Raw genomic sequence first — 17752 nt, forward strand, 5'->3', positions numbered from 1 at the left:
CTCACGCGTCCTTCCCGCGTGGCGTGCACAGCGCCCAGATGACGAACGCGGACATCGCGATCATGATCACGGACCAGACCGGGTAGGCCGGCAGGGACAGGAAGTTGGCAATGATGACGAGTCCGGCGATGCCCACGCCGATGACGCGCGCCCAGCCCGATCCCTGGAACAGGCCCATGCTGACCAGCACGGTGGCCACGCCCAGGGCGAGATGGGTCCAGCCCCAGCCGGTGAGGTCGAACTCGAAGATGTAGTTGCGGGTCGAAACGAAGACCTCGTCCTCGGCGATGGCCGCGATGCCGCGCAGCACTGCGAGGATCCCGGCGATCATGAGCATGATCGCCGCGAAGGCCGTCATGCCGGTGGCCCAGCCGTGCTTCGCCGTGGTGCGCCCGTGCGTGGGGTGTGTGGCGGTCATCCTGTTCCTCGATTCTGCTGGGTCCGGCGCGGTCGGCGACCGGAGGTTCAGGGTGCCGGGGCCGGTGAGCCCGGCGTTGCGGAGCCGTTTTTCGCCGGTCCCTCCCGCCACCCGGCGAAGGGGCACGGTCCGCCGTCCCGGTGCACCGCGCAGCCGTCCCCGTCGACCCCAGCCTGCCCGGGGCCCGTCCGGGCCGCCTCACCCGTGGCGGGTGATCCCTGTGCGGCGGCGGCGCGCTGAGGTGGTGGGACAGGCCTCGTGGGGCGCCCCGGTGCCGGAGGCAGGACCCAGACCGAGAGTCGCGCGATGGACGAACCAGCGGAACGGCCCTACCGGCGACGGCGTGCGGCGGCCCTGGCCCTCCTACGGGCCGTGCTGGTCGCAGCCGGGCTCGTCACGGTCTACTACGTGCTGCCCCTGGACGGACGGAGCACGACCCGCGATTCGGTGACGCTGGCCTTCGGTCTGCTGGTGGTGATCGTCGTGTTCTGGTGGCAGGTGCGTGCCATCGTGACCTCCCCCCACCCCCGGCTGAAGGCCATCGAAGCCCTGGCCGCGACGCTGGCGCTCTTCCTGCTGCTCTTCGCGGGCACCTACTTCCTGCTGGAGCAGACCACGCCGGGCTCGTTCAGCGAGCCGCTGACCAAGACGGACTCCCTGTACTTCACGCTCACGACGTTCACCACCGTCGGATACGGCGACATCACGGCCCGTTCCCAGACCGGGCGGGTGCTGACGATGGTTCAGATGGTGGGCGGGCTGATGCTGGTGGGTGTGGCGGCACGGATCCTCGCCGGCGCCGTGGAGGCGGGACTGCGCCGGCAGGGCCGACTTCCCTCGGACGACTTCCCCGCGCGGCGGAAGGACTGAGCCATGACCGTACCGAGCCCCTTCACGACCTTCACGTCCCCGGCCGAGCGGGCGACCGCCGGCCGGGCGGCCCGGCGGCGGGTGCCTCGGTCGTCCCATGCCGGGTTCGAGGCGGGGCAGGACCGGTTCGACCCGGTCGACGTGCTGGAGCGCCAGTCGGCCACCCGCGTACCGGAGTTGGTGCCGATCCGCTACGCCCGCATGCTGGAGTCCCCGTTCCGCTTCTACCGCGGCGCGGCGGCGATCATGGCGGCGGACCTGGGGTCCGGCACGGACACCGGGCTGCGGGTGCAGCTGTGCGGGGACGCCCACCTGCTGAACTTCCGGCTGCTGGCGTCGCCCGAGCGCCATCTGGTCTTCGACATCAACGACTTCGACGAGACGCTGGCCGGACCGTTCGAGTGGGACGTCAAGCGGCTCGCGGCCAGCTTCGTCATCGCGGGCCGCGCCAACGGCTTCGGGACGGCCGAGCAGAACAGCGCGGTCGAGACGTGTGTGCGGGCCTACCGGCGGCGGATGCGGGAGTTCGCCGGGATGCGCAACCTGGACATCTGGTATGCCCAGGACGACACCGACCACATGCGGGAGCTGATGGCCGCGTCGATGTCCAAGGAGGCCCGGCGCCGCGCCGCGAAGGCCACGGCCAGTGCCAGGTCCCGCACCCAGATGCAGGCCTACGGCAAGCTCACCCGGGACACGGCGCAGGGGCGGCGGATCACACCGGACCCGCCGCTGATCACCCCGTTGCGGGACCTGGTGGACGACTCCTCGGAGCACGGGCGGGAGAAGGAGCTGCTGGCGGTCCTGGAGGGCTACACCCGGAGCCTGTCGTCCGAGCGCCGGCACCTGCTGCGCCGGTACCGCCTGGTGGACATCGCCCGCAAGGTGGTCGGGGTCGGCAGTGTCGGCACCCGCTGCTGGATCGTGCTGCTGCTCGGCCGGGACGACGACGATCCGCTGCTGCTCCAGGCCAAGGAGGCACAGGAGTCGGTGCTCGCGGCGCACACCGGCGGCGACCGCTACGACAACCAGGGACGCCGTGTGGTGGCGGGGCAGCGCCTGATCCAGACGACCAGCGACATCCTGCTGGGCTGGACGCACGCGGTGGGCCTGGACGGGCAGGAGCGGGACTTCTACGTGCGGCAGCTGCGGGACTGGAAGGGCATCGCCCAGCCGGAGACCATGGATCCCGGCCTGCTGCGGCTGTTCGGGCGGCTGTGCGGGGCGAGTCTGGCACGGGCCCACGCCCGCTCCGGCGACCCCATCGCCATCGCGGCCTACCTGGGCGGCGGCGACCGCTTCGACCGCGCTCTCACCGTGTTCGCCCAGGCGTACGCCGACCAGAACGAGCGGGACTTCCAGGCGCTGGGCGCGGCGGTCCGCTCGGGCCGTGTGCACGCGGCGGCGGAGTGATGACCGGCAGCGGCCGACCGCGAGCGGACCGGGACCCGTCCTGGCCCGGGCCCCCGGCGGGGCGGCGCGCCCTCACCCGCCGCGGGCGATGCGCCCCGGGCGTGCCCCGGGGTTCCCTGAGGTCCACGCACACCACTACGGAGCCGCGGGCCCGGCCCGGGCGGCTCGGAACAGGGGTACGGCCATGTGCCGCTGGCTCGCCTACTCGGGCACTCCCGTGCTGCTCGACGACGTCCTCTACCGCCCCCAGCACTCGCTGATCGACCAGAGCCTGCACGCGCGGATGGGTGTCGAGACCACCAACGGCGACGGCTTCGGCGTCGGCTGGTACGCATGGCATCTGCGCACCCCCGCGGTCTTCCGCGACACCGGCCCGGCGTGGAGCAACCGCAACCTGCGGGAGATCGCCGACCACGTCCGCTCGCCGCTGTTCTTCGCCCATGTGCGCGCCTCCACCGGGTCGGCCGTGCAGCAGACGAACTGCCATCCGTTCCGTCACGGGCGGTGGATGTGGATGCACAACGGGGCCATCGACGGCTTCCGCGAACTGCGCCGGGACCTCATGCTGGCCGTGGACCCGGGGCTGTTCCCGTCGATGGAGGGCACGACGGACTCCGAGGTGATGTTCCACGTGGCGCTCACCCTCGGGCTGGACGGCGATCCGCCGGGCGCGGTGGCCCGGATGACGGGGCTGATCGAGCGGCTGGGCCGCGAGCACGGGGTGCCGGAGCCATTGCAGATGACCATCGCGGTCACCGACGGGGAGCGGGTGTGGTTCTTCCGCTACTCCAGCGCGGGCAACTCGCGGTCGCTGTACTTCAGCAGCAGGGTGGAGGACGTGCGTGCCCTCCACCCCGACCTCGGGTTCCTGAATCATGTCTCCGACGAGACCCGGCTGGTCGTGTCGGAGCCGCTGGGCGACCTGCCGGGCGTGTGGAACGCCGTGCCGGAGAGCACCTACGGGGTCGTGCAGCCCGGCCGGGACCTGCTGCAGCACTTCGAGCCGGAGCCCGTCTGAACCCCTGCCGCGGCTCAGCGCAGCCGCGCGGCGAACGCCTCGTACGCCCGTTCGTCGAAGAGGACGAACCTGACCTCCTCGACCGTGGTCTCGGCCGCCCGTACGGTCTCGACGGCGATGCGGGCGCCGTCGTCCATCGGCCAGCCGTAGACGCCGGTGGAGATCGCGGGGAACGCCACGGTACGGGCCCCCAGTTCACCGGCCACCCGGAGCGACTCGCGGTAGCAGGAGGCGAGCAGAGCGGAGCGGTCCTCGCTCGTGCTGTACACCGGGCCGACGGTGTGGACGACCCAGCGGGCGTCCAGCTCGCCCGCGGTGGTGGCGACGGCCTGACCGGTGGGCAGGCCCTTGCCGAGGTGCGCCGCGCGCAGCCTGCGGCAGTCCTCCAGGATGGCGGGGCCGCCGCGGCGGTGGATCGCTCCGTCGACCCCTCCCCCGCCCAGCAGGGAGGAGTTGGCCGCGTTGACGATCACGTCGACGCTCTCGCGGGTGATGTCGCCCCGGACCGGTTCGATGGCCGTCATATCCGCCTCAGCCTCTTCCAGACGGCCTTCGCCGCGTTGTGTCCCGACATGCCGTGCACCCCGGGGCCCGGCGGGGTCGCCGACGAGCAGATGAAGACCGCGGGGTGCGGGGTGTGGTACGGGAACAGGGTGGGCCTCGGGCGCAGCAGGAGCTGGAGGCCGGAGGCCGCGCCGGAGGCGATGTCCCCGCCGATGTAGTTGGCGTTGCGGGCGGCGAGTTCGGGCGGGCCCGCCGTGGCCCGGGCCAGCACGCGGTCGCGGAATCCCGGGGCGAAGCGCTCCAGTTGGCGCTCGATGGTGTCGGTGAGGTCGCCGGTCCAGCCGTGCGGGACGTGCCCGTAGGCCCAGAAGACGTGCTTGCCGTCGGGGGCGCGGGTGGGGTCGACGACGCTCGGCTGGACCGTGATCAGGAACGGCTTGTCGGGGGCCCGGCCCTCGCGGGCGGCCGCGCGCAGGGCCGTGCCGATCTCCGCGCTGCTCGCGCCGACCTGCACCGTGCCGGCGGCGCGGGCCTCCTTCGCGGTCCACGGCACGGGGCCGTCCAGCGCGTAGTCGACCTTGAAGACGCCCGGCCCGTAGCGGTATCCGCCGTAGTGGTTGCCGAAGCCGGCGATGCGGGCCAGGGCGGTGGGTGAGGTGTCGAAGACGTACGCCCGGGCCGGCGGCAGGTCGTCGAGACGTTTGACCTCGTAGTCGGTGTGGACGCTGCCGCCGAGGTCCTTCAGGTAGGCGGCGAGGGCGTCGGAGAGGGACTGGGAGCCGCCGCGGGCGAGGGGCCAGCCGCGGGCGTGCGCCGCGAGGGCGAAGACCAGGCCGACCGCCCCGGTGGCGAAGCCGCCGAGCGGCGCCATGACGTGGGCGACGAGCCCGGAGAACAGGGCCTTGGCCGGTTCGTCGCGGAAGCGGCGCATCAGCAGCGTCGACGGGGGCAGCCCGGTCAGGCCGAAGCGGGCGAGGGTCACCGGGTCGCGGGGCAGCGCGGTCATCGGCAGGGACATGAAGTCCCGGGCGAGGCTGTCCCACTTGGGCAGGAAGGGCCCGATGAGCCTGCGGTAGGCGCCGGCGTCGCGCGGGCCGAAGGAGGCGGCCGTCTCGCCGACCGTCCGGGCGAGGACGGCCGCCGAGCCGTCCGGGAAGGGATGCGCCATGGGCAGCTCGGCGTGCAGCCACTCCAGGCCGTACCGCTCGAGCGGCAGGGCGCGGAACGCCGGTGAGTTGATGGCGAGCGGGTGGGCCGCGGAGCACGGGTCGTGCCGGAATCCGGGGAGGGTGAGCTCCTCGGTGCGAGCCCCGCCGCCCACGGTGCTCCGGGCCTCGAAGAGGGCGACGGAGAAACCGCGCCGGGCCAGCTCCACGGCCGCGGTCAGTCCGTTCGGCCCCGCACCCACTACGACGGCATCGAGCATCGACGGCACCTTCGGACCCCTTCGTCAGCCGACGGCCACTGGGGATCAGGATATGCCCGGGGACGGACAGTCACCGGCTGCGGGTGATTTCCGCTGCGGAAGGCCGCTTCGCCACGGCCGAAACCCCCGGGTGCACACTCTGGGTGATCACCTGGGTGCGAAACGCAACTTTCGCGGTGCTCAGGCCCCGCCCGACAGCAGGTCCACCACCCGGCGGGCCGTGGCCGCGTCGCGGGCGGCGGTGAAGGGCAGGGTGTTGCCGCCCGCGATGCGGAACGGCTCCCCCGTGAGGGTCAGGTGGGCGCCGCCCGCCTCCTCGACCAGGAGCAGACCGGCCGCGTGGTCCCAGGCCGCTTCCCAGCTGAACGCCACCGCGTCCAACTCGCCGCGGGCGATGGCGAGGTACTCCAGCCCCGCCGAGCCGCACGGGCGCGGTGCCACGCCGTCGGCGCGCAGGCCGAGCAGGGCGTCCTTCTGCTCGGCCGTGGTGTAGTCGGGGTGGGAGGTGGCCACGCGCAGATCCCGGCCGGGCTCCGGCACTCCGGCGAACAGCCGCTCCCCGTCGAGGTGGGCGCCCCTGCCCCGCAGGGCGGTGGCGAACCGGTCGCGGGCGGGCGCGTACGTCCAGGACGCGAGCAGGGTGCCGCGGTGGGCCAGCGCGACCAGGGTGCAGAACCCGGCCTCGCCGCGCACGAACTGACGTGTCCCGTCGACCGGGTCGACGATCCAGACCGGGGCGTCGCCGCGTATCGCCTCGTAGGTCGCGGGCTGGGCGTGCACCGCCTCCTCGCCGACCACGACCGAGCCGGGCAGCAGGGCGACCAGGGCCTCGGTCAGGTACAGCTCGGCCTTGCGGTCGGCGTCGGTCACCAGGTCGTGCGGGCCGCTCTTCTGGTCGACCTCGTGCGCGGCGAGCCGGCGCCAGCGCGGCAGGATCTCGGTGGCGGCCGCCTTGCGGACCGCCTCTTCGACGTCGGAGGAGTGCTGTACGAGAAACTCTTCGATGGTTTCGATGCTGTCGATCACCCCTCCATGACACCACGCGCCACTGACAGGGCGCGCCCGCCGGGTGCACCCCGGGTGGCATCGCGGTGAACAGCCGGGCGCCCGGGCACGGCCGGACGGCCCGCGGGCCGCCCACGCGGTGCCGGCTTCTCACCGCCCGCGCCCCACTCACCGGCCCACCGCGTACCCCTGCATCCCGCGCGGGTTGGCGGCCGCCGACAGCACGCCCGTCTCCGGGTCCCGCGCGACCACGCACAGCCGGCCCTCCGACCAGGGCCCGCCCACGGTCACGTCGTGGCCGCGGCGCCGCAGCTCCGAGACCACGGCGGGGTCGGTGCGGGACTCCACCGTCACACTGCCCGGACGCATGCCGCGCGGGAAGAAGGAACCGGGGAAGCTGTCGTTGTGCCAGTTCGGGGCGTCGATCGCGCCCTGGAGGTCGGAGCCGCCGCGTACGGGACCGCTCAGGGCGACCGCGAGGAGGAAGTGCAGTTGCCACTGGTCCTGCTGGTCCCCGCCGGGCGTGCCGAACGCCATGACGGGCACGCCGTCGCGCAGGGTGATCGAGGGCGTCAGTGTGGTGCGGGGGCGGCGGCCGGGTGTGAGGGAGTTGGGCAGCCCCTCCTCCAGCCAGGTCATCTGGAGCCGGGTGCCGAGCGGGAAGCCGAGTTCGGGTACGACCGGGTTGGACTGGAGCCAGCCGCCGCTGGGCGTGGCCGAGACCATGGTGCCCCAGCGGTCGACGACGTCGAGGTGGCAGGTGTCGCCGCGCGTGGTGCCGTCGACGAGGATCTCCGGCTCGCCCGGCACGGGGGACGCCGGGCTCTTGGCGACGGTCGGTTCGCCGACGCCCAGGGCCTCGATGCCTTCCCGGGCGGCGGCCGCCACGCGCGCGTGCGCGCACAGCCGTGGGGTGCGTCCGCCGGGGCTGCCGGGCCGCAGGTCGTTGTCGGCCCGCTTGCCGACGAGGGCGCGGCGGGCGGTGTTGTACGCGTCGGACAGCAGGTCGTCGAGCGGCACATCGGCGGCGTCCCCGTACCAGGCCTCCCGGTCGGCCATGGCGAGCTTGCAGTTCTCGACGAGGAGATGGACGTAGTCGGCCGAGCCGTAACGGGGCAGTTCGGGCGGAAGCAGGGCCAGCTGCTGGAGGAGCACCGGACCCTGGCTCCAGGGGCCCGGCTTGCACACGGTCCAGCCGTTCCAGTCGTACGTCGCCGGTGTCTCGTAGGTCGCGGACCAGGCGGCGAGATCGGCGGCCGTGAGGGTGCCGGTGTGGCGTTCGCCGGTGGTGTCCTTCGTGGGGCGTGCCGCCTGCCGGACGAGGGCCTCGGCGATGAACCCGGTGCGCCACACCTCCCGCGCGGCGTCGATCCGCGCCTCCCTGTCCCCCGCCCCGGCGGTCTCGGCGAGCAGGCGCCTCCAGGTGGCGGCGAGCGCGGGGTTGGCGAAGAGCTCACCGGGGCGCGGCGCCTTGCCGCCGGGCAGGTAGACATCGGCCGACGAGGTCCACTCCGTCTCGAACAGCTCGCGCACGGTCTCGACGGTCTCGCCGACCCGCTCCACGGGCGCGTGCCCGTGCTCGGCGTAGCCGATGGCGTACGCGAGGACGTCGTCGAGGGACTTGGTGCCGTGGTCGCGCAGCAGCAGCATCCAGGCGTCGAACGCGCCCGGTACGGCGGCGGCGAGAGGGCCGGTGCCGGGGACGAGGTCCAGGCCGAGGCCCGTGTAGTGGGCGACGGTCGCGCCCGCCGGTACGACGCCCTGCCCGCACAGCACCCGCACCTCGCCGCCGGCCGGGGCCAGCAGGATCGGCACCTCGCCGGCCGGGCCGTTGAGGTGCGGCTCGACGACGTGCAGCACGAAGGCTCCCGCGACGGCGGCGTCGCAGGCGTTGCCGCCGCCCTCCAGGACGGCCATCGCCGACTGCGAGGCGAGCCAGTGGGTGGAGGACACCATGCCGAAGGTGCCCTGGAGGGTGGGTCGGGTGGTGAACATCTGGCCTCTCACCGGGCCTCGGGACGCGGGACGGGGGCCGGAGCCGTCGGGTCCGGGACTCCCTCCCCTTCGCTGCCCCCGCCCGGGCGACGTCAATCACAGCGACCGCCCCGGCAGTCTCCGCACGCCCGGAAACCCGCAGGTCACGGCTCACATGCACTGAAGTCATGGATCTGCTTCCTGCCAGGCATTGGACGCATGACACGCAGTGCCACAGTCTGGATCCCTGCTCATCGAGCTGGTCGGCCGACCCCGGCCGGGGCCCCGCCTCGCAGCGGCCGCCGCACCCGCCTTCCGCCCGACCACCCCGAAAGGACACGGCCTCATGACCCAAGCCGCCGACACGCGACCGGGCCGTCCGCGCCGCATGTCACTGCGGTGGTGGCCGCGCCCCCTTCCCGTCCGCGTGCCCGGGCAGGTGCCCCTGGCCGCTGCGGCGCGCGGGGCCGTCGCCCTGGCGCTGCCCCTGCTCGTCGGGCTCGCCACCGGGTGGGTCGTGCTCTCCGCGATCGCCGCCATCGGCGCCCTGTGGGGGGTGAGCCAGGACGGTTCCGATCCGTACCGCGTCCGGGTGCGGCGGCTGGGCTGGACGGGGGTGTCCAGCGCGCTCGGTCTGCTCGCCGGTGAACTCGCCCTGCGCAGCGGGGAACCGGCGGTGGTGACGGGGTGCCTGGTGGCGGCCGCGCTCGTGGCGGGCGGTGTCGGTCTGCGCGGGCGGATCGCGTCCGTGTCGGGCATGCACCTGCTGCTCGGCGTGACGATCGGCAGCGGCATCCCGGTGCCGGGGCCGTGGTGGCAGCCGCCGCTGGCGCTGTTCGCCGGTGTCGTCCTCGTCCTGGTGCTGTCCGCGGCCCCGTGGCTGTGGCGCCGGCACCACGTCGAACAGGCCGCCGTGCTCGCGGTGTACCGGAGGGCGGGCGAGGCCCTGGCCGCGGCGGGTACCAACACCGCGGAGGAGGCCCGCCTGCGGATGACGCTGGCCCTGAACCACGCGCATGAGGTGATGGCGCCTCATCTCGCTCCGCGCGGGCGGCGGCAGGCCGGGACCGGGGACCTGGTCCGGGCGTTCCACCACGCCGTGCGGCTGGGCGAGGCCGTGACGGCCCTGGTGTGGGAGGGCCGTGCGCTGCCGCCCGGGCTGACCCGCGTACCGCGGCACCTGGCAGGACGCCTGCTGCCGGGGCACCTCGCGGCCCCGGAGGACCGACCGACGCTTCCGGCACCGGTGACCGACTCGCCGGGTGGGCGGGCCCTCGCCGACCTGGTCACCGCTGTCGACGGTGCACCGGACGGGTTCGACCTGGAGTTGCGCCTGCCGGCGCACGAGGGGCCCGGGCGGGCGGCGCGTGTGCGGTACGTGCTGCTGCTGGCAGGGTGCGTGCTCGCCGCCCAGGTGCTCGCGGAGGTGCTGCACCGGCCGCGCGGCTACTGGCTGCCCATGACGGTGGCCTTCGTCTACAAGCCGGACTTCGGCCCGTTGTTCCCCCGGGCCCTGCACCGGTGCGTCGGCACGATCGTCGGGGTGGCCGCCATCGGGGCGGTGTCCGCGGCGGCCACGGGCACGTACGCCGTGGTGGGTGTCGTGGCCGTGTTCGGCGCGCTCATGGCCGTCGGCGTGCGGCACCACTACGCGCTCGCCACGCTGGGTCTGACCGCCGTGGTGTTCGTGCTGCTGGACCTGCTGGGCGACCACCGTCCGCTGTACGGCACGCGGGTGGTGGACACGGCGCTGGCGTCCGCGCTGGTGCTCGTCGCGCACTTCGCGGTGTGGCCGGATTCGGCCGCCCACCGCGCCGAGGCGCAGACCGAGGCCGCCGTCGCCGCCGCCCGGCGCTACCGCGACGCGGCGCCGGAAGCGGGCCCGGTCCAGCGGCAGTCGCTGCGCCGTGCCGCCTACCACCGGCTGGCCGAGGCGCGCCGGACGGTCGCTCACGCGCGGCGTGAACCGGCCCGCCGAGGGCGGCCGCTGCCCGACTGGGAGAGCGCGATCACGGCGGCCGAACAGCTCTGTGACCAGGTGACCGGGCACTTGGTCGCGGGTGCGGCGCGTCCGGTCCGGTAGCGGCTCAAGTTCGGCGCGGGGGACCCGTGTGCCGCCGCCCGGCGCGAGCGCCAGTCATTCTCCTCCCTCATGGGTCGTCGGTGACCCATGAGAGGGAAGAATGGACGTATGGATCTCCAGGTGCTGCGTTCCTTCCAGGCCGTCGCGGAGGGGACGACGGTGACCGACGCCGCGACGGACGCCGGTATCACCCAGCCCGCCCTGTCCCGGGCCCTGGCCCGGCTGGAGGACGAGGTCGGCGCCGAGCTCCTGCAGCGCGTCGGGCGCGTCCTGCGCCTCACCCCGGCGGGGCGGGTGTTCAAGGAGTACGTCGACGGGGTGCTCGACCACTACGACCGGGGTCGGCGGGCCGTGTCCGAGATGGTCCACCCCGACTCGGGCGTGGTGTCGCTGGCCTTCCTGCACACCCTGGGCACCTGGCTCGTCCCCCGGCTCGTCACCGGCTTCCGGCGGAGCTTCCCGCAGGCGCAGTTCGAGCTGCACCAGGACGGCGAGCTGGGGCTGACCCGGCATCTCCTCGAGGCGACCGCGGATCTGGTCATCACCAGCAGCGACCCCGGCCATCCCCTCGTCACCTGGCGGCGGCTGCTGGTGGAGCCGCTGCTGCTCGCCGTGCCGTCCCGGCACCGGCTGGCCATGCGCCGCCGGATCCGCCTGGCCGAAGTGGCCGACGAGCGGTTCATCCTCCTCAAGCCGGGATACGGGCTGCGCGACATCACCACGGAGCTGTGCCGCGAGGCCGGCTTCACCCCGGTCGTCGCCTTCGAGGGCGAGGAGGTGGAGACCCTGCGCGGTCTGGTCGCCGCGGGGCTCGGGGTGTCCCTGATCCCGTCGTCGCCGGACGTCGCGGCGGCCGCCGAGTCCCCCATCCGCTACCTGGAGATCACCGACGTCCGGGGTGCCCGGGACATCGGCATCGCCTGGCTGAGCTCCCGCGCCGTGCCGCCCGTCGCCCGGCGCTTCCGCGACCACGCGCTGCGGGCGTCGGCCGGGGAGTGAATGTCCCTCCTGTCATGGGAAGTCGAGGCATGTCCGGCCTTGTCCGGGCGACCGACAGGCGTCGCGCTGCGCGCAGCGCGACCGTGCCGGCACGCGCAGTGTCTCCGGCGACTTGGATGGCAGGCGGCACTTCCGCCCCACGGTGACGCATGTGACACTGGCGTCCCCGTCCGCCGTGCGGACCCGCTCCGCACCGTCCCTCCCCACCTGAAGGGCGCCGTGCGTTCCCCATCCTTTCCCCTGCCCCTGGCCCTGACCGCTCGTCTGTCCCCGGTGGTGGTGCTCGCCGCGGCGGGCTGGGCGCTGTCGTCCGGTCCGCTCGCCGCGCCGCAGGCCGCCGAGCGCCAGCCGGCCGAGCAGAAGACCGAGAGCCGGTCCGCGTCCGCCCCGTCGACGTCGACGGTGCCGAAGGCGTACTCGGCCGCTCCCGCCCCGTGCGAGAGCGTCTCCAAGAAGACGGTCGAGTCGCTGGTGCCGGGCGCCAAGGCGGCCGGCAAGGAGATACCGTCCACGGACACCGAGTTGCGCCGCACCTGCTCCTGGAACGCGCTCAAGGGGTACGACTACCGCTGGCTCGACGTGTCCTACGAGATCATGCAGTCGGACGAGGCCGCGCGGAACTCGTACACGGCCGGTGTCGAGAAGAAGAGCGGCGGCGGGGACGTCCCCGGTCTGGGGGACAGCGCCTACTCGGTCGTGAACCTCACGACCGAGGACAAGCAGGAGACCCGCGAGGGCGTCGTGATCGCCCGCGCTGCCAACGCGCTGGTGACGATCACGTACAACGGCAGTGACTTCGAGTCGAAGAAGGCGCCGAGCACGGACACGATCAACAAGGGCGCCATCAAGGCCGCGAAGGAAGCGGTGGCCGCGCTGGAGAGCGACAAGGGCTGACCGGCCGCCCTCCAGCGAGGCTCCGCGTCAGACGGACGCGTGGTCCCGGCCCCGCAGGGCCATCAGCGCCAGGTACAGGACCATCGACGTGCCCAGGCCCACGGCCCAGCCGTAGTCGGCCAGACCGGCCAGCGCCGGGATCGGCCGGCCGTCGATCAGCGGTTTGAAGCTCGCGCCGCCCACCGCGAGGACACCGCCGACCGCGAAGGCGACGACGGCCCGCCAGTTCCAGCCGCCCTCGTACCAATAGCGGCCGCCCGGGCGGTACAGGTCGGCGAGGTCGAGCCGGGAGCGGCGCAGGATCCAGTAGTCGGCGATGAGGATGCCGGCGACGGTGCCGAGCAGGCCGCCGACCAGGCCGAGCCAGGTGAAGATGTATCCCTGCGGGTCGGAGTACAGCTTCCACGGGAAGATCAGCACGCCGAGGACGCAGGTGGCGAGGGCGCCGGCCCGGAAACTGATGCGGCGGGGCGCGATGTTGGAGAAGTCGAACGCCGGGGAGACCAGGTTGGCCGCGACGTTGACGGACAGCGTCGCCACCAGGACGGTGACCAGTGCGAAGAGCAGGCCCACCGTGTTGTCGGTCCTGGCGGCGAGCTGTACGGGGTCCCAGATGGCCTCGCCGTAGACGGCCTGGGAGCCGGAGGTGACCATGACCGACAGGAAGGCGAACAGGGTCATGGTGGTCGGCAGGCCGAGGGCCTGGCCCCGGGTCTGCGCCTTCTGGCTCTTGCCGTAGCGGGTGAAGTCGGGGATGTTCAGCGACAGCGTCGACCAGAAGCCGATCATGCCCATCAGGGCGGGGGCGAACAGCTTCCAGAAGTCGGCGCCCCAGCCGAGCTTGGACGGCTGGTCGAAGAGCGGGCCGAAGCCGCCCGCCTTGTCGCTCATCCACCACAGCATCACGAACGCGCCGACGAGCACGAAGGGCGCCGCCCAGTTCTCGAAGCGGCGGATCGTCTCCATGCCCCGGTAGATGATGACGACCTGGAGCGCCCAGAAGATCGCGAACGACAGCCACATCGTCCAGGCGTAGCCGCCGACCTTCGCGGCGTCCGTCCAGCCGGAGCCGATGAGTTTGCCGGCGAGGAAGTAGATGGCCTCGCCGCCGATCCAGGTCTGGATGCCGAACCAGCCGCACGCCACCAACGCCCGTACGACGGCGGGCAGGTTGGCGCCGCGGATGCCGAAGGAGGCGCGGGCGAACACCGGGAAGGGTATGCCGTACTTGGGTCCGGCGTGCCCGGTCAGCAGCATCGGTATCAGCACGATGACGTTGGCCAGGGCGATGGTGAGCACCGCCTGCTTCCAGTCCATGCCGACGGCGATGAGCCCGGAGGCGAGGGTCCAGGAGGCCGTGTTGTGGGCCATGCCGACCCACAGGGCGGAGAAGTTGTACGTGGTCCAGGTGCGCTTCTCGACCGGGACCGGCAGCAGGTCCTCGTTGGCGTAGGGGCCGGTGGGCGCGGGGGCGCCCGGGGCGATCTCCACCCGGCCGTCGGCGAGGGTGACTTGGGTGGTCGGCGGGGGCGCCGTGGGAGCGGTATCGGTCATGGGCCGGGCCAATCAGGCGAGGTGGGACGGGAAAGGCCGTGCGGTGAGCCGATGGGGGGTGCGCCGTGAGGCGTCCTGGTCCCCCTTCCCGAGCCGCTGGGAAGGGGGAGTTCACAGGGTGTGGTGCGGCGGAGGAGGTCAGCCGTTGACGGCCGGGATCACCCGGGATCCGTAGGCCTCGATCACGGCCTCCTGCGCGTCGTGCATGTCGTAGACGGCGAACTGGTCCACGCCGAGTGCGCGCAGCGCGTCCAGTTTCTCGACGTGCTTCTCGACCGGGCCGATCAGGCAGAACCGGTCGACGATCTCGTCGGGCACGAACTGGGTGTCCGGGTTGCCGGCGCGGCCGTGGTGGGAGTAGTCGTAGCCCTCGCGGGACTTGATGTAGTCGGTGAGTTCGTCGGGGACGGCCGCGGAGTGCTCGCCGTACTTGGAGACGAGGTCGGCGACGTGGTTGCCGACCATGCCGCCGAACCAGCGGCACTGCTCGCGTGCGTGGGCGAGCGCCTCGGGCGAGTCGTCCTCGGTGACGTACGCCGGTGCGGCCACGCACACGGTCACCTCGGCGGGGTCCCGCCCGGCCGCCACGGCCGCGTCCTTCACGGCCTTGACCATGTACTCGGTGAGGTAGAGGTCGGCCAGCTGGAGGATGAACCCGTCCGCCTCCTCACCGGTCATCTTCAGGGCCTTGGGGCCGTACGCGGCCATCCAGACGGGCAGTTCGGCACTCTCCTTGATCCACGGGAAGCGGACGACGGTGCCGCCGCCGAGGTCGGCCTCCCGTCCGCCGGCGAGGTCCCGGATGACCTTCATGGCCTCACTGATCCGGGCCAGGGTGTTGGGCTTGCGTCCGGCCACCCGCATCGCGGAGTCACCGCGGCCGATGCCGCAGACCGTGCGGTTGCCGAACATGTCGTTGAGGGTGGCGAAGGTGGAGGCGGTGACCTCCCAGGTGCGGGTGCCCGGGTTGGTCACCATCGGCCCGACCTTCAGGGTCGTGGTGTTGGCCAGGATCTGGCTGTAGATCACGAACGGTTCCTGCCACAGCACGGCGGAGTCGAAGGTCCAGCCGTACGAGAATCCGTTCCGTTCCGCGCGTTTCATCAGGCTGATCACCCGCGAGGCCGGCGGGTCGGTCTGCAGGACGAGTCCGAAGTCCATCTGCGCCACTCCTAGTTGAGGTACTGACAGGTGGACCGCGGGGTGAACACGCCGTGCCCGGCGCGCCCGGTGTACTCCCGCTCGGTGATGACGGGTTCGCCGCGCGAGAGGACCGTCTCGACCCGGCCGGTGGTGCGTTTGCCCTCGTAGGCCGAGTAGTCGACGTTCATGTGGTGCGTCTCGGCGGACATGACCTGCTCGGCGTGCGGGTCGTAGATGACGACGTCGGCGTCGGCGCCCGGCGCGATGGTGCCCTTCTTCGGGTAGAGGCCGAACATGCGGGCCGGGGTGGCGCAGGCGATCTCGATCCAGCGGCGGCGCGAGATGTGGCCGTCGAGGACCGCCTGGTGGAGCAGGTCCATGCGGTTCTCCACGCCCGGCAGGCCGTTGGGGATCTTGGAGAAGTCGCCGCGGCCGAGTTCCTTCTGGCCGACGAAGCAGAAGGGGCAGTGGTCGGTGGAGACGACCTGGAGGTCGTTCGTGCGCAGCCCCCGCCACAGGGCGGCCTGGTGCTCCCGCGGCCTCAGCGGGGTGCTGCACACGTACTTCGCGCCCTCGAAGTCCGGCTCGGCGAGGTTGTCGGTGGACAGGAACAGGTACTGCGGGCAGGTCTCGCCGAACACGTTGAGCCCCTCGTCGCGGGCCCGGGCCAGCTCGGCGACCGCCTCCGTCGCCGAGACGTGCACGACGTACAGGGGCGCGCCGGCCACCTGCGCGAGTTTGATGGCACGGTGGGTGGCCTCGGCCTCCAGCAGCGCCTTGCGGACCTCGCCGTGATAGCGCGGGTCGGTCTCACCGCGGGCCAGGGCCTGTTCGACGAGGACGTCGATCGCGATGCCGTTCTCGGCGTGCATCATGATCAGCCCGCCGTTCTCGGCGGAGCGCTGCATGGCGCGCAGGATCTGGCCGTCGTCGCTGTAGAAGACGCCCGGGTAGGCCATGAACTGCTTGAAGGAGGTGATGCCCTCCTCCACGAGGTGGTCCATCTCCTTGAGGGTGTGGTCGTTGACGTCGGAGACGATCATGTGGAAGCCGTAGTCGATCGCGCAGTTGCCGTCGGCCTTGGCGTGCCAGGTGTCGAGGCCCTCGCGCAGGCTGTGTCCGACGCTCTGCACGGCGAAGTCGATGATCGTCGTCGTGCCGCCCCAGGCGGCGGCGCGGGTGCCGGTCTCGAAGGTGTCGGAGGCGAAGGTGCCGCCGAAGGGCAGCTCCATGTGGGTGTGGGCGTCGACGCCGCCGGGGATGACGTACTTTCCGGTGGCGTCGATGGTGCGGTCGGCTGTGAAGGTGTCGGCGGCGGGTGTCCCATGGGCTGCGAGGGCGGCGATTCGGCCGTCCTCGATCAGGACGTCGGCGTGGATCTCGTCGGAGGCGGTGATTACCAGGCCGCCGCGAATGACTGTACGGCTGCTCATGTCGTGGTCGCTCCTCGCGGTGGATGCGTGCCGGTTGTGGGTGGTTGCTCGCGCAGTTCCCCGCGCCCCCTAGGAACGTCCCCCTGCGGGCGTTCTAAGGGGCCGTCAGCGGCCCGTACGCGCCGGGTGCGCGGTCCCGGTAGAACTGCCAGCGGTCGCGGACCTCTCGGAGTTTGGCCATGTCCAGGTCGCGGACGACCAGTTCGGGCTCCTTGTCGCTCGCCACCTCGCCGACGAACTGGGCCTCCGGGTCCACGAAGTACGACGTGCCGTAGAAGTCGTTGTCGCCGTACTCCTCGACCCCGACCCGGTTGATCGCGCCGACGAAGTACTCGTTGGCCACGGCCGCCGCCGGCTGTTCCAGCTGCCAGAGGTAGCCGGACAGGCCGCGGGAGGTCGCCGAGGGGTTGAAGACGATCTCCGCGCCCGCGAGGCCGAGGGCGCGCCAGCCCTCCGGGAAGTGGCGGTCGTAGCAGATGTAGACGCCGATGCGGCCGGCCTTGGTGTCGAAGACGGGCCAGCCGGAGTTGCCCGGGCGGAAGTAGAACTTCTCCCAGAAGCCCCTGACCTGGGGGATGTGCGTCTTGCGGTACTTGCCGAGGTAGGAGCCGTCCGCGTCGATCACGGCGGCGGTGTTGTACAGGACGCCGGGCTGCTCCTCCTCGTACATCGGCAGCACCAGGACGATGCCGTGTTCCTTCGCGAGGGCCTGGAAGCGCCGGACGACGGGACCCTCGGGGATCTGCTCGGCGTACTCGTAGAAGGCGGGGTCCTGTACCTGGCAGAAGTACGGCCCGTAGAACAGCTCCTGGAAGCACAGGACGTGCGCACCCTGAGCGGCGGCGTCGCGGACCGCCTGCTCGTGGACCTGGATCATCGATTCCTTGTCGCCCGTCCAGGCGGTCTGGAAGACGGCGGCGCGGATCACTTGGCTCATCGGGACCTCCGGTCGCTCGGTGTGCCGTGAGCCTAGGAAGTCGCGCGGTCGTCTTTGAGTTGCACCGTGTCACGTCCCAGG

General features: G+C 72.4%; 15 protein-coding genes. 6 read left to right on the forward strand and 9 right to left on the reverse strand.

The genetic code is table 11. The annotated features are described in order from the left end of the window. Window position 1 precedes the first annotated feature (1 nt). Window positions 2-418 (reverse strand): hypothetical protein, encoded by a 417-nt coding sequence (locus ACFZDI_RS34880; protein ID WP_391256357.1) that lies wholly within the window; start codon window positions 416-418, stop codon window positions 2-4. Window positions 419-724: 306 nt separating this feature from the next. On the opposite strand from ACFZDI_RS34880, the gene ACFZDI_RS34885 reads away from it, so the two are divergent. From ACFZDI_RS34885 to ACFZDI_RS34895, 3 genes are all read left to right on the forward strand, one after another. After that, window positions 725-1288 carry a potassium channel family protein gene (locus ACFZDI_RS34885; RefSeq protein ID WP_234846290.1) on the forward strand — a complete coding sequence of 188 codons (564 nt, stop codon included), beginning with the start codon at window positions 725-727 and terminating at the stop codon, window positions 1286-1288. Between the two features lie 3 nt (window positions 1289-1291). Next, window positions 1292-2701, forward strand: a complete 1410-nt coding sequence (locus ACFZDI_RS34890) for a DUF2252 family protein (protein ID WP_391256360.1) — start codon at window positions 1292-1294, stop codon at window positions 2699-2701. Window positions 2702-2885: 184 nt separating this feature from the next. Beyond that, window positions 2886-3719: a class II glutamine amidotransferase gene (locus ACFZDI_RS34895; RefSeq protein ID WP_234846288.1), complete on the forward strand. Its 834-nt coding sequence runs from the start codon at window positions 2886-2888 to the stop codon at window positions 3717-3719. Window positions 3720-3733: 14 nt separating this feature from the next. On the opposite strand, the gene ACFZDI_RS34900 is transcribed toward ACFZDI_RS34895, so the two are convergent. The 4 genes from ACFZDI_RS34900 to ACFZDI_RS34915 all read right to left on the reverse strand — a co-directional run bounded on the left by ACFZDI_RS34900 (window position 3734) and on the right by ACFZDI_RS34915 (window position 8649). After that, window positions 3734-4243, reverse strand: a complete 510-nt coding sequence (locus ACFZDI_RS34900; RefSeq protein ID WP_361110439.1) for an O-acetyl-ADP-ribose deacetylase — start codon at window positions 4241-4243, stop codon at window positions 3734-3736. Continuing rightward, a complete protein-coding gene (locus ACFZDI_RS34905) occupies window positions 4240-5658 on the reverse strand; it encodes an FAD-dependent oxidoreductase (RefSeq protein ID WP_391256365.1) in 1419 nt (472 codons plus the stop codon). The genes ACFZDI_RS34900 and ACFZDI_RS34905 overlap by 4 nt, the downstream gene beginning before the upstream one ends. Window positions 5659-5829: 171 nt before the next feature. After that, a complete protein-coding gene (locus ACFZDI_RS34910) occupies window positions 5830-6675 on the reverse strand; it encodes an inositol monophosphatase family protein (protein ID WP_391256368.1) in 846 nt (281 codons plus the stop codon). A gap of 147 nt (window positions 6676-6822) precedes the next feature. Continuing rightward, window positions 6823-8649 (reverse strand): gamma-glutamyltransferase, encoded by a 1827-nt coding sequence (locus ACFZDI_RS34915; protein ID WP_391256370.1) that lies wholly within the window; start codon window positions 8647-8649, stop codon window positions 6823-6825. Between the two features lie 325 nt (window positions 8650-8974). Between ACFZDI_RS34915 and ACFZDI_RS34920 the strand changes: the two genes are divergently transcribed. The 3 genes from ACFZDI_RS34920 (at window position 8975) to ACFZDI_RS34930 (ending at window position 12604) form a co-directional block, all read left to right on the forward strand. Continuing rightward, a complete protein-coding gene (locus ACFZDI_RS34920) occupies window positions 8975-10711 on the forward strand; it encodes an FUSC family protein (RefSeq protein WP_391256372.1) in 1737 nt (578 codons plus the stop codon). Between the two features lie 108 nt (window positions 10712-10819). After that, on the forward strand, window positions 10820-11710 hold the full coding sequence (locus ACFZDI_RS34925; RefSeq protein WP_391256375.1) for a LysR substrate-binding domain-containing protein: 891 nt from the start codon (window positions 10820-10822) through the stop codon (window positions 11708-11710). Window positions 11711-11929: 219 nt separating this feature from the next. Further along, window positions 11930-12604: a hypothetical protein gene (locus ACFZDI_RS34930; protein WP_391256378.1), complete on the forward strand. Its 675-nt coding sequence runs from the start codon at window positions 11930-11932 to the stop codon at window positions 12602-12604. Between the two features lie 27 nt (window positions 12605-12631). Here ACFZDI_RS34930 and ACFZDI_RS34935 read toward each other — a convergent pair whose 3' ends face one another. The 4 genes from ACFZDI_RS34935 to ACFZDI_RS34950 all read right to left on the reverse strand — a co-directional run bounded on the left by ACFZDI_RS34935 (window position 12632) and on the right by ACFZDI_RS34950 (window position 17671). Then, a complete protein-coding gene (locus tag ACFZDI_RS34935; protein ID WP_234846280.1) occupies window positions 12632-14158 on the reverse strand; it encodes an NCS1 family nucleobase:cation symporter-1 in 1527 nt (508 codons plus the stop codon). A 138-nt stretch (window positions 14159-14296) separates the two neighbouring features. Beyond that, window positions 14297-15319 (reverse strand): TIGR03842 family LLM class F420-dependent oxidoreductase, encoded by a 1023-nt coding sequence (locus ACFZDI_RS34940; protein WP_234846279.1) that lies wholly within the window; start codon window positions 15317-15319, stop codon window positions 14297-14299. Window positions 15320-15330: 11 nt separating this feature from the next. Next, the gene (gene hydA / locus ACFZDI_RS34945; RefSeq protein WP_391256382.1) at window positions 15331-16734 is read right to left on the reverse strand and encodes a dihydropyrimidinase; all 1404 of its coding nucleotides are present in this window, start codon (window positions 16732-16734) and stop codon (window positions 15331-15333) included. A 94-nt stretch (window positions 16735-16828) separates the two neighbouring features. Then, entirely contained in the window at window positions 16829-17671 is an 843-nt protein-coding gene (locus tag ACFZDI_RS34950) for a nitrilase-related carbon-nitrogen hydrolase (RefSeq protein WP_234846277.1), read from the reverse strand. Window positions 17672-17752 lie beyond the last annotated feature (81 nt).

The sequence above is a fragment of the Streptomyces sp. NPDC007907 genome (assembly GCF_042959365.1).
Lineage (GTDB): Bacteria > Actinomycetota > Actinomycetes > Streptomycetales > Streptomycetaceae > Streptomyces > Streptomyces indiaensis.